The sequence below is a fragment of the Sapientia aquatica genome (assembly GCF_004358105.1).
GTDB lineage: Bacteria > Pseudomonadota > Gammaproteobacteria > Burkholderiales > Burkholderiaceae_D > Solimicrobium > Solimicrobium aquaticum.
Genome location: NZ_SMYL01000025.1, coordinates 1 through 11585, shown reverse-complemented (window position 1 = coordinate 11585; position 11585 = coordinate 1). Strand labels below are relative to the sequence as shown.

The window sequence follows — 11585 nt, the reverse complement described above, 5'->3', positions numbered from 1 at the left end:
ATATCTGTTTCGACGATATCCATGGCATGGAGTCGGTCAAGGCACGTCTTCACAAAGCAATGACAACTATTGTGCATCCTGCAGAAGGTGGATTCAGTAAAGTAAAACATCGAAATGGAGTGTTGTTGTTCGGAGAACCAGGCAACGGTAAAACGGTGTTTGCCGAGGCGCTTGCGGGCGAGTTGGGTATCGGATTTCTGCCAGTCACATTTGGAGACGTCGCCAGTAAATGGGTCAACGATACCACCGAGAATGTCGTCAACATATTCGCCGATGCGCGCGCTCAAGCTCCATGCGTCCTATTCCTCGACGAAATTGACAGCTTCATTTCCAGCCGCGATGGCGCTTCAGCCGGTCAAGAAGAAATACACAGAACGACGAATACGATGTTGACCGAGTTAGTCAACATCCGCGGATCCGGCGTTGTTGTCGTCGCCGCTACCAATTATCTCGATAAACTCGATGCGGCAGCAATTCGTGAAGGTCGGTTTGATTATAAGATCGAGGTAACCCCTCCTGACCTTATCGCCCGCCAAGGCATTTTGCTCGACGGTCTGACCAATCATTTACCGGAAATCGACTACGATCTCACTTCGGTGTTTAGCGTGGCTCGGCGTTGGGAAGGATTTTCGGTAAAGCGCATTCAGGCAGTCACGGAAGAACTCGCCGAGATGGTCGAGGAAGCGCCCTTCTCTTCTATCACGAGCGTTGAGTTATTGGCAGCACTTCGACGGGTGCAAGGGCGCAAAGGCACATTACCTTCCAATACAAAGCAGTTAGACGACTTAATTTTAACGACTCAGTTACGCTTTGAGCTCACCACAATCGCCACCCGCATGTCTCAAATCGAACGAGTGGAAGAATTAGGCGGCAGTGTTCCAGCGGGATTACTGTTTTCTGGTCCGCCAGGTACAGGTAAGACCGAAGCGGCACGCTCGTTAGCGCTACGCAGTGGGTGGGCATTTTTATCGACTTCGGGCCACGATTTAATCAGTGATCCAACGCGCATCGATACACTGTTGGCCGATGCAAAAGACATCCGGCCTTGTATTGTCTTTATCGATGAAGCCGACGATGTGTTAGCTGCCCGAAAAATGTCGCCTGTGTCATCCATCACCAACAAACTACTCACCGCGATGGATGGTGCAGCCGGTAAAGTGCCCGATATCGTTTTTATCGCGGCCACCAACCACCCCGAAAACATGGATCCCGCCGCACTGCGTGGTGGTCGGTTCACAGAAAAGTTAGTGTTCACCCTGCCCGACCAAACTAGGTTGGAGACATTTGTTCAACACTGGATGGCGAATTCACCGGCGACATTCGATCGATTGCTGAATCCAACGGTCGTGGTCGCATTAATAGGGGACGATGTCTCCATCGCTGACGCTGCAGCCATACTGCAAGCCGCCGTGAACCACATGATAGGCCGCACGGTGGAGGAGAAAAAGTACATCGTCACGGCCGCCGATATCGTCGCCGCGCGCTCCACAATCCTCGGATATCAGGATTCTAATTAAGATCCTGATGGGACTGAGAAACTAGAAATAATGTTTTGATAGCGAAATAACACGGCATCCATTTACCTACCGTTACCGTAATTGTCACCAATACTGTAGGGGGCTAGACAGAACGAGATCGTGCGGTAGGGTAATTGGTATGAACACCCACATCTTTTATACCGACGGATCTGTCCTCCCCCTATTTCGCTGCGGTGGTTACGCGGCCGTGCCAATCCATGCCGATGGCCATGTTGACATCGATCGCATCATATCCGGCTGCAAATTCAGTGTGGATGTGCAGGAAATGGTACTTATGGCCGTGATCGCGGCCATCCGCTCTGCGCCAAAAAATCAGCACATCACTATCTTTACCGACCATAAAACAATTTGTGACGTCTTAGCCAAGTCCGAACGGGCACAGTGCGAGCGAGGACGTAATCGCAACTTATGGAATCAATTGCGGCAATTTTGCGGCACCCGCTCTATTGCCCTTTGCTGGGTAAAAGCCCATGCCGGTGTGCCGGGTAACGAATGGGCGGATTGCGCGGCCAAAGCCGCAGCGCGCCGTCTCATCCCCACGTCTATCTAGTACTTACTGTTGAGTAGATCACCACGAGTGCAGCAATGATGGAATTGCGAGAGACGATTCCAAGCATTAACTTGTCCGCCGACTTGTTTAGGTAGTGGGATTTTGTTACCAATCAAAACGTATTCCGCCGTGCACTATGGCAGCGAAAAAAGTCGATCAAGTCAAGGCGAAATACATCTGAAATTCTAGTAGGAATTCGGACGCTATCGAGGACGAATCTAGGTCTTAAAGTCGGGCATAAATCCTAGTAAGACAAAGTATTCAAGTCAGAAAGCTCATTGGTAGTGCTCTTACTATAGTGCGATCACCAATCACAAAATATTGTGAAAAATTGATCGCCGAACCCACTTGCAAAAAGAAGTCCTCATGGTTCAATCGATGAACGACGCCGAATGTCGGTTAGTCATCCATTACATTGAGGAGAAATATTGTGTTCAAGTCGAAAACCTTATCAGTAGTTCTAATTACCACGCTGATCCTTGCCGCCTGCGGAGGTGGAAATGGAAATGCGCCCACCGCGAACTCGGGTAGCCCAGCATCGGGCGGTTCAACCAACGGACAACCCGGCAACAACACGACCACAGGCACTCCTCCAAACCAGACTGTTAGCACACCTGTCTATGCAACTGATTCGGACTTTAAGCAAGCGTTCTTTAGTGATTTAAATAGTGTCCGAAGCCAATGGGGAATTAGTCTGCTAGCGCAAAATGTAGATCTCGATAATGCAGCGATGGCTCATGCCCATTATCTTGGTGTGAATCTCACGGCAGCGGAAGAGGCCGAGGTCGATCCAACTACTAATTTGCTGTATGCGCATTCAGAAAATCCAGCTTTGTCGGGCTTCACTGGCGCTACTCCGCAGCAACGAGCAGGCGCTACTGGTTATATGGGCTCCGTAGGTGAAGTCGGCAATGTAGATCCTGCAGGGTCATCGCCTCTACCATCCACGGTGACATTAGGTCACACCTACTTTGGCGCACTCATGAATACGGTCTACCACCGCGATATTTTGATGAACGATTGTTTGCGCGATATAGGGATTGGCTACGCGTCGCCCAGTGAATTGGTGGTGGAACTGGGAGTTGTTGGCAGCCCTACTCCACTGCCTGCCAATCTCACTTACACCTACCCAATCGATGGCGCAACGAATATTTTTCCGCTCTTTAATCCATTAGGAGAGTTACCAAATCCACTGCCTGCATCGTCTGGACTTGTCGGCGCTCCCATTTCGTTTGCTGTCGGCACAACGCACAAATTAGTCGTCACCACGTTCACGCTCGTTGACAATTTGAAGAATACTGTCCCAGTACAGCTAATCGATGCGGCCAATGATCAAAGGCAGAACTCGGATGGGCCGAATATCGCAGTGATTGTGCCATTAGCAAAACTAAATTTAGGAACAAAATACACAGCAATGTTCACAGGTACGGCGGATGGCACCATGGTGAACAAAACATTTACCTTTACAACATTACCCGCTGTCATTAATGGGCCTGCTCAATCAACTTACACCATCACATCGGGCGCTGGAATCACTATTCCCTTTTTAGCACCATCGGGAGTCAATAGCATTAGCATTGACTCATACTCGGGGGGTCAAATTTCAAATCTACAGTACGCACCCAATGGCACTGGAATAACCATAACCTCTGTTACCGTCAGTAGTCCCGCCACCTTAACGTTTGCTTTGTCAGATGCTATCTATCCGGATGTACCAACGAAAACTGTAACCATCATTATTAATCCGTGACAAAGCTTCGGTCATGACAAATTAAATGAAGTATAGCGAACATGAAGAACAATTTAATTATTGAAAGGAATACCGATGCTAACAATGTGTAAGTTACGTCATGCTTTAACACTTCCTTGGCGCTTGATACAGGGGGCATTTTTAGGAATAGTTGAAGAAACGAATGCGGCCTTTGCGACTGGTCGGAATGCGACCGATTTTGGAGGGATTTTTAGGTATGTACTGCGCTGTTATTTCGCGCCGCTGACAGGTACTGTAAAAGGATTATGCAAGGTATGGAAGTCAATTAACAGCCAGTAAAAGCTGACGCAAAAAATAATTGCGATAGTCTTCGTTGCGATATTAAAACCAGTGCTTGTCGTCAGGCAACAACCCGGTTTTGTGCGTATTAATTTTCATCATCGAAATTAGTATATCGATTGCGTATTGGCATCAAATGACCAACCAATTCGCGTTTCAAAAAACCAATGATTGCTAAGAAAAAGCCAACGCCTATAAAGCGATCCGTTTGATCGGTGAATTCATGGCCAATATCCGCAGATTTCGGTCATTGATGTTGTATGGAAACTGACCGGAACGTGCCCTGAACTGCCGTTTGAGATTATCCGAAGCAGTCATTCAAAGCACCAAATTTTTTTGTAAATTCGCTTATCGAAACCAAGAATTGTAGTCATCGACCTCGTGTAAAGTAATTCCAGTGGTCTGCTGTTTAAATAATTCAGTAGCTTCGTCAGTTACCTTGAAATCGGGTCGAGTACTTGGCCCGGTCAATTGTAAACTCAAGCCATAACAGTTCGATTTGTGGTGCCCCGGAATGGAGTTTGCCAATGTCGCTTGAAAAGGTGATTCGTTGCCTTGGGATTCATCGTCCCAGAGTTCATAAATTCTGCGATAGGCATCAATACCGACTTCTGCCCAAGCACCGATGCAATATGGGATATCACGCCCGTTGACAGGCAACGGAATCAATCCACGCACAAAATAACGAGTACTATCGAGTGCTACTGCATCATCATTTCCCTTGATCCTTGACGATCTCTCAGGCTCTCTCAGTTTTGCGATGTCGTCTGGAAATTTGAAAGAAATCTCCAATATGTCGGCTGGGACAAGCTTTCCACAACATGAACAAACCTCTAATTTATTTTTCATGAACTTTTGGGTACCTTCAATGAATTCGAATAATGTGGCGCGAAAAGACACACGATTCAAGACGGGAAGTAACCTACAGAATCTGATGTTGGCATTTTCAACTCAGCACTTAACAATTTCAAGATGTTCTCAGTTGTTAGATGTGATGCTGACCCTTCGTGTTCCTCGATTGCATTCGCTACATGACGGATGACGTCTGCCAAGAAAATACCCCATGCCTTCGGCTCGTCGTGACCTGCGGATTGCCACATTCCAATATTCAATGTGCAGTGCAGTCCTTGTTCCGCAATCCAGCCGCTGATCATCTGAATCGAATTCCCATCTCTCTCAACTGCTGGTGGATTTAGTAGTTTTCGCATGTTCAAATTTAATTATTGAAGGTTGTTCCAAATGTCTGAAAAACTCGTAACCTGCAATAACTTACAATCGGTAGGGTGCATTCGCCAAAGGCGTAATGCACCATTTCAGTAAATCATCGATAAACGTATTAAGAAGCATTTGAGTTAATTAACTGTTTGGTGTATTACGCTTGCAGTTAATACACCCTAGTTAACACAGGCTACGCGAGCTGCTGTCAAAAAATAATTCAGAACGCATTACAAGGGAATAAAGATAGGCAACCTAAATTTGGATCTAGTTTCAATAAGTCAGATGTATACGGTGGACTTTCATACCTATAATTATTTTTAGTTCTAATATCAATAAATGACTCACCCTTTTTAGGGGAACCACCCAGCAACAAATTTGTTGTGTAAATATTTTTTGAGATTTCTTTAAATGGAATACGTACAAAAACGCCATTTTTCCATTCGAAGCCATAGTAGGCGGGTGTAGGCGTTCCATATTTTCGTTGCTCAAGCCCGGTTGGTGCATTCGCAACTACGAATAACCGACCTTCATCAATGTTTAGAATTAGTGGAGCAAGATTTTCATGCCAAATAATAGGTTGTGGACTTATCTCAGGCAAACTCATTGTTAACCATGCTTCCCTGCCAATTTGCCCTTCCATTCGCCTTTTTTGCTCAACCACTATCACATGCCCATCATTTAACATCACTTCTTCTTTCCACGTCACATAAGGGCTACAAGAAACGACATTCACCAAACAGCCTGCAAAGATCAGCAGGGCTATGAATTTTTTGATCATGGAGTATTTTCGCCGGTTAAAAATTCAAAATTATGCTGATGAATACCGCTTAAATTGGATGCAGCCTCAAACGGCAGGTTGGTGCCGAGTCCAGCCCTTTGCAATTTTTTAGAATTAACTTCGTACCTTATCAATGCGTTCTATTAATTCACTAATAACGGGGTTACTGAAAAAATTAAACCATCTAAACGGCGGAGAAAAAGAAACTTCCTTCCCAAAGCGACATGACTCACGCAATGTTAATGTCACACGCGGTGGATTCATCATTGACATATAGCTGACATTAATAATGTTTGCCAGCTTTACTTCAACTTGATCATTAGCAAACCGAATCAAGAGATGATCTCCCTCATCGAGCACTTCATCAGCAAGATCAAAGACCAGCTTTTTCATGAATAAATATCCAAAAGCAGCCATAACAATCGGAATAACCAGAAACGGTAGCGGATTAGACGACCCGGAATGGTTTTCAAACAACCCAGCATACATAAAAAAAGCAAGGAACCCAAACCAAAAAATGGGAAATATGCGTTTATAGAAAATGGGGCTAGATGAAATTTTTTTCATTGGAATCCAATGTATTCAGTTTTGGATAAATTGTGTCTATTTGCTTCACGCCTTGAGTCATTCAAATTTTGATTCTTCACATCAAATTGCTTGGCACATCCAACGACCGTTTTGTGCCGATTCGGGTCGTTGCCCTAGTCTTATCACTCTAAGTGGCGTGCGAGCCCAATTAAAGAATAACCAAAAATAATTAAGGCCAGCTCTAACCACCAAGAGACTTTCGAATCAAGCATTCTTCCGACAAGCACAATCGCTAAGCCACCAAAAACCAGCAAGACCATAAAAATAGTTCGCCCAAGTTTTTTTTGCATAGTCTATTTCCTCGATATGTTTGGCAAGGCATTTCACCGACTGCAAAGTACCGCATTGCGACATTTCAAACCGGTTTATAGATCAATCTTTCGCCAAGTTCGAACTCATTTTCATGGCAGTAAAACGCAACTAGTGAACTATTATCAGAAAAAATTATGGCATCATCGCGCGATGGTAAAAACAAGTCCCGCCAATTCTGCAAAAAAAACTCAGCCGAGCATCCAAAGCATTCATCTTCGCCAAATACAACAACTAGTCGGTCGCTAATCGGGATTCTCAATTTCAACCATTCTGTTGCGCCACTGGAATCATCACCAAATTCCAATCGCTCAATATTTCCGACCGTTTCTGAATTCAAACCTAGATGCCGTTTGGAATCGAAGAGCCCAGCAAGCGTGTACGTTTTCTTTGCACGTGCGTCGTCTAACCATTGAATATGATCTTTGTGATTGTCTAGTTCAACTTTACGCCAATGCATGATCTGATTCGTTTTCTTATTTTTGGCTATTGGTTTCAATGACCGCTACGTGCCGATTTCTGCCTTTCGACTTTCGTAAGTCCTGATGTTAGCAGCACATCATCCGCCAGCTAAGGCAGATCAATGCCCTAAATTAGGCATTTACAATCCGACAATAAGCCTATAGTGTCTTAAAAGATGTTAATTTGCAACTTTAAATTCAGGCGAAAATAGTCGTAAAGCCACAGATTTCGGTAGCAAAAATTTTTGACGCGAGCGTAGGGAATTACACAAATCACAAGGTGGTGACAGGCCGTAATCGGCAGAGGTTAATGGAATGGTCGCCCCCTTCCGGAAACGGCATCATTGTGCCAAAGTGGAACTGCGACGTACCACTAACTGAAAGAGGCGACCAAAATGAAGATTACTACATTCGGGATTGATCTGGCAAAAAACGTATTTCAAGTACATGGCGTGAATGAACAAGGTAAAGCGTTAGTCAGAAAGGCTCTGCGACGCGATCAAGTTTTGGAATTTTTTATTAAATTAGGTCCTTGCTTAATCGGTATGGAAGCTTGCGCTAGCGCGTACTACTGGGCGAGAAAATTGCAAGCGCAAGGGCATACCGTGAAATTAATGGCCCCTCAATATGTAAAGCCCTATGTTAAAACGAATAAGAATGATGCGGCGGATGCTGAGGCAATTTGCGAAGCTGTAGGTAGACCAAATATGCGGTTTGTGCCGATCAAGAATGTTGAGCAACAGTCAGTACTGTCTTTGCACCGAGCACGCCAAGGTTTCGTTAAATCACGCACGGCTCAGGCTAATCAGATTCGAGGTTTATTGTCTGAATATGGCATTGTTATTCAACAAGGAATTTGCAATGTTACGAAACGCCTCCCTCATATTCTGGAGGAATATGCAAACGAGCTTCCAGGAGCTTTTTGTCAGTTAATCCAACGACTTGGCGATCATTTAAAAGAGCTTGATCGTCAAGTTGGCGAATTGGAAGTACAAATTAAAATTTGGCACAAACAAAACGAAGCAAGCAAAAAATTAGAAGAAATTCCGGGTGTTGGTCCAATTACAGCAACTGCGATAGTGGCCTCAATTGGCGATGCCAAGTGCTTCAAAGATGGGCGGCAATTGGCTGCATGGTTGGGGTTGGTACCACGTCAGCATTCTAGTGGCGGTAAGTAAATGTTATTGGGGATCAGTAAGCGCGGCGATTCTTATTTAAGGACATTGTTGATACACGGCGCGAGAGCTGTTCTTAGGGCGGCCGAACGCAAAGTGCAGCATGCGGGAAGTTGGTTGGCTAATCTGATGGAACGCAGAAATTTCAATGTTGCCGTAGTAGCACTGGCGAATAAAAATGCTCGAATAATCTGGGCTCTATTGGCGCATGAACGTAAATATCAGAATAGCTTTGTATCAGGTCATTAAGAATAAACTGTACGCTACAGCATTAAACAATAGAAAGGAAATGCTCCGCAGATTGCATAGGCAATTATGAAGTGATGGCAAGACAGGTTAGACCGTGGTAGGTGAAACCTATTTGACACAAGGAGCGTAAAGCTCGAGAGGCTGTTGAGGAACCTACCAGCAAATTCCATCAGGGACAGAGGCGGCAGCCTTGATTAAAAGTCCGGATCTATGGCTGCAATCTCTACCTTCTTAACATCAGTGAATAAAAGCTTGGCAAAATGGGGGCGACCATCTATGTGTAAAAACGCAGCCTTGTTCGCCATCAAAATAATCTAAAAAAATCACCCAATGATGTAAACAAAAATTCCTCTCAAATGTTACATAAAAAGTCGAATCTATGTTACGGAGCGTTGGTGGTCCAAGTGGCTTTTTGTCATAAAATTGCATTGCCTTTCTATACGAACAATTAAGCCGACGTTCTTCATTCAGACACGTTGTGTAGAATCGACTTGTCACCAACTAAGAGCGCTGTGCTTTCCGGCGGAAGTGAATGTTTAATATAATTGTTCCATACCCATCTGCCTCGTCCGTCTCCATGACCAAGATCCTGGGACACCCTCGCTAGTCCCGCTTTTGCATTCCACCCTTGCTTCAAATAAAGAAGAAAATTTTCAACAGCGAAGGCTCGCCGCATGCTATGGCTGCTAGCTTCTCCTGCGAGTCCAAGCTCGGATAAATTTTTCCCATACGTCGTTTTTGCGGACGCATCATTTTTGGAGTTTGGGTAGAAATGCGACCGTCCATTTTCTGTCACGCCAAGCGCCGCCGCAATGGCGATTACGACAGCCTCGCGATTTTCCGGATGTATGTAGACCGCGCGGATCTTGCCGCCTTTTGTTCCGGCGGAAATAGTGAGTTCGGAGCCGCCGCTTTTTAAAATGCTGAGCCACGTTTTTAAACTATCTTTCGATGCAATGGCCTCCTCCATCCTTAATCCCATGTTGTATTGAAGGCGCATTAGTGCGGCCACCGTGGCTGACGCTAGCGAAATGGCATGCAGATAACGGTCAATTGGTATTGCAATGCCATGTCCAATCCGGGTGCTTTTTGGAACACCCAGTTTGTCATTGGAGAAGATCGTGTGCGCGTCAAGCGACCGGCCCGCTCCAACAATTGCGCGGCGAATGTGGGAAACCTCATTTTGGATTGTCCTTGCTTGAATTCCTTGTGATAACCGGACCTCAACATATTTTTTGAACTGCTTTTGCGTGATATTGCCTGGACCAAATTTAGGACCCCACCCGCCTTTGGATGCAATGTGTTCCAACGTCACGAAGGTCCCATGCAGCGCAACACGCGTGAGAGTTGATCCCTTCTTTGTAGACAGCGCCGACGTCATGAACATCGCTTGAATAGATTGTCTCATTAGGACTCTCCTTCATTATTGACCAAAGCTTTCGTACCAAATTCTGGCTCTGTCTTGTGTTTGATGTTGGGCGTTTCAGAGCGCAATTCCTTCAATGCCGCCGACAATAATTCGGAAACTTTGGACTTACTCTTCAATTCCTTCTTCAAATGGTTGATCTCTTCATTTAAGTTTTTAAGCGTGGTTTCAATTGACTTTTCATCAGACATGGAGATTCCTTCCTGGTCGGAAAATGGTTAAAAAATATGCGCGATCCGGCGCAAACGGCAAAACAAAAAAGAGCAATTAGTTGAAGTATCGGTGACCTGCTTCTCAGAGGAAGACTGTGCGGTCAATGTGTTGGTATCAAGCACTGATTTCCCCCCAGGAAATTTGGCTTGTTTTTGATATTCACTTTTTTTGCTTGACGTTTCGAAGGAACCTTTTCCTATGAAGAATCAAGTTTTTTATCCGAAAAATGAATTGCGTCACTACAAGTGAACGCATTGAGGAAATGCCAACGACCAGCAGATTTAAGGGCTATACCCTAGATTGCCACGTTGGTGAAAAGATATCTTGGCGGATCAAAAAATGCAGTCATGATTCACTGCCCGTTTCAAGAGAAAAACAGGCTTTAGACTGCCAAATAATGAAGGCAAGTTCCATTAAAATTTTTTGCATAACACGTAGCAAAAAATCGAAGGTGGAAGGATTCGTTCGATTACTTCTCCATGAAAAATATGGAGTTGAGATTGGTTCAAACGAACGTTCGCATCTTAATATCAAATGAAATGACGCGAGCGATTTCTTATCGAAATTAAAATTAGATTTCCCTATATTTTTACAGTCGAAATTTGAACATAAAAACTTGGAGACGTGATTACCGACTTGACGGAAAAGTCTTGGTTTGGCCAAAACTTAATAAGATACAAGTTGAACTTGTTGGGAATGCTAGATGCCCAGCTGCCCATTCGGCTCCCCAATTCCGAACAGCCCTATGCGACGAATCACTTCGGGTTCGAGATGGCGAAAGCCACCAAGTTCATTTATTTTAGTCGAAATTTTTCATCGTGTAAATTGCCGATTAATTAACCATATTTTCTCTGATCTGACCGGAAGAAATAGATTGTTGGCGCCGACTGAATATTGACCCACTGGGGGTGCGGATAAAATCTTGGACTACTTTTGGGGGTAGTCCATGTATTCATACGAAGAACGCCTTAGGGCGGTGAAACTATATATTAAGCTCGGCAAGCGCTGCAAAGCCACAATCCGCCAATTG

General features: G+C 44.9%; 11 protein-coding genes and 1 pseudogene. 4 read left to right on the top strand and 8 right to left on the bottom strand.

Annotated elements, in window-relative coordinates:
- From E2I14_RS18840 to E2I14_RS18830, 3 genes are all read left to right on the top strand, one after another.
- Positions 1 to 1517: AAA family ATPase (locus E2I14_RS18840; RefSeq protein WP_133331447.1), on the top strand; the 1517-nt coding region annotated here is incomplete at its 5' end.
- Between the two features lie 139 nt (positions 1518 to 1656).
- Entirely contained in the window at positions 1657 to 2088 is a 432-nt protein-coding gene (locus E2I14_RS18835; RefSeq protein WP_133331445.1) for an RNase H family protein, read from the top strand.
- Positions 2089 to 2518: 430 nt separating this feature from the next.
- Complete coding sequence (locus E2I14_RS18830) at positions 2519 to 3838, top strand: CAP domain-containing protein (protein WP_133331443.1); 1320 nt, start codon at positions 2519 to 2521, stop codon at positions 3836 to 3838.
- 648 nt (positions 3839 to 4486) lie between these two features.
- On the opposite strand, the gene E2I14_RS18825 is transcribed toward E2I14_RS18830, so the two are convergent.
- The 6 genes from E2I14_RS18825 to E2I14_RS18805 form a co-directional block, all read right to left on the bottom strand.
- Positions 4487 to 4987, bottom strand: coding sequence for a DUF2199 domain-containing protein (locus tag E2I14_RS18825; protein ID WP_133331441.1), 501 nt, complete (start codon positions 4985 to 4987; stop codon positions 4487 to 4489).
- Positions 4988 to 5043: 56 nt separating this feature from the next.
- Entirely contained in the window at positions 5044 to 5346 is a 303-nt protein-coding gene (locus E2I14_RS20020) for a DUF5076 domain-containing protein (protein WP_133331439.1), read from the bottom strand.
- A 227-nt stretch (positions 5347 to 5573) separates the two neighbouring features.
- Positions 5574 to 6134 carry a hypothetical protein gene (locus tag E2I14_RS18815; protein ID WP_133331438.1) on the bottom strand — a complete coding sequence of 187 codons (561 nt, stop codon included), beginning with the start codon at positions 6132 to 6134 and terminating at the stop codon, positions 5574 to 5576.
- A 114-nt stretch (positions 6135 to 6248) separates the two neighbouring features.
- Positions 6249 to 6701: a hypothetical protein gene (locus E2I14_RS18810; protein ID WP_133331436.1), complete on the bottom strand. Its 453-nt coding sequence runs from the start codon at positions 6699 to 6701 to the stop codon at positions 6249 to 6251.
- Between the two features lie 143 nt (positions 6702 to 6844).
- Positions 6845 to 7012, bottom strand: a complete 168-nt coding sequence (locus E2I14_RS19405; protein WP_165967903.1) for a hypothetical protein — start codon at positions 7010 to 7012, stop codon at positions 6845 to 6847.
- Positions 7013 to 7077: 65 nt separating this feature from the next.
- Entirely contained in the window at positions 7078 to 7491 is a 414-nt protein-coding gene (locus E2I14_RS18805) for a hypothetical protein (RefSeq protein ID WP_133331434.1), read from the bottom strand.
- A 396-nt stretch (positions 7492 to 7887) separates the two neighbouring features.
- Here E2I14_RS18805 and E2I14_RS18800 point away from each other — a divergent pair.
- Positions 7888 to 8916, top strand: a pseudogene (locus E2I14_RS18800) (IS110 family transposase).
- Between the two features lie 463 nt (positions 8917 to 9379).
- On the opposite strand, the gene E2I14_RS18795 reads toward E2I14_RS18800, so the two are convergent.
- The gene (locus E2I14_RS18795) at positions 9380 to 10324 is read right to left on the bottom strand and encodes an integrase domain-containing protein (protein WP_133331432.1); all 945 of its coding nucleotides are present in this window, start codon (positions 10322 to 10324) and stop codon (positions 9380 to 9382) included.
- Positions 10324 to 10533, bottom strand: coding sequence for a hypothetical protein (locus E2I14_RS18790; RefSeq protein ID WP_133331430.1), 210 nt, complete (start codon positions 10531 to 10533; stop codon positions 10324 to 10326). Before E2I14_RS18790 ends, E2I14_RS18795 begins: the two co-directional genes overlap by 1 nt.
- Between the last annotated feature and the right edge of the window lie 1052 nt (positions 10534 to 11585).

What these genes read in the sequence shown, in the direction of transcription:
- E2I14_RS20020 (WP_133331439.1), bottom strand. Translation starts at nt 5,346, where the DNA reads ATGCGAAAACTACTAAATCCACCAGCAGTTGAGAGAGATGGGAATTCG.
- E2I14_RS18825 (WP_133331441.1), bottom strand. Translation starts at nt 4,987, where the DNA reads ATGAAAAATAAATTAGAGGTTTGTTCATGTTGTGGAAAGCTTGTCCCA.
- E2I14_RS18795 (WP_133331432.1), bottom strand. Translation starts at nt 10,324, where the DNA reads ATGAGACAATCTATTCAAGCGATGTTCATGACGTCGGCGCTGTCTACA.
- E2I14_RS19405 (WP_165967903.1), bottom strand. Translation starts at nt 7,012, where the DNA reads ATGCAAAAAAAACTTGGGCGAACTATTTTTATGGTCTTGCTGGTTTTT.
- E2I14_RS18815 (WP_133331438.1), bottom strand. Translation starts at nt 6,134, where the DNA reads ATGATCAAAAAATTCATAGCCCTGCTGATCTTTGCAGGCTGTTTGGTG.
- E2I14_RS18810 (WP_133331436.1), bottom strand. Translation starts at nt 6,701, where the DNA reads ATGAAAAAAATTTCATCTAGCCCCATTTTCTATAAACGCATATTTCCC.
- E2I14_RS18805 (WP_133331434.1), bottom strand. Translation starts at nt 7,491, where the DNA reads ATGCATTGGCGTAAAGTTGAACTAGACAATCACAAAGATCATATTCAA.
- E2I14_RS18835 (WP_133331445.1), top strand. Translation starts at nt 1,657, where the DNA reads ATGAACACCCACATCTTTTATACCGACGGATCTGTCCTCCCCCTATTT.
- E2I14_RS18790 (WP_133331430.1), bottom strand. Translation starts at nt 10,533, where the DNA reads ATGTCTGATGAAAAGTCAATTGAAACCACGCTTAAAAACTTAAATGAA.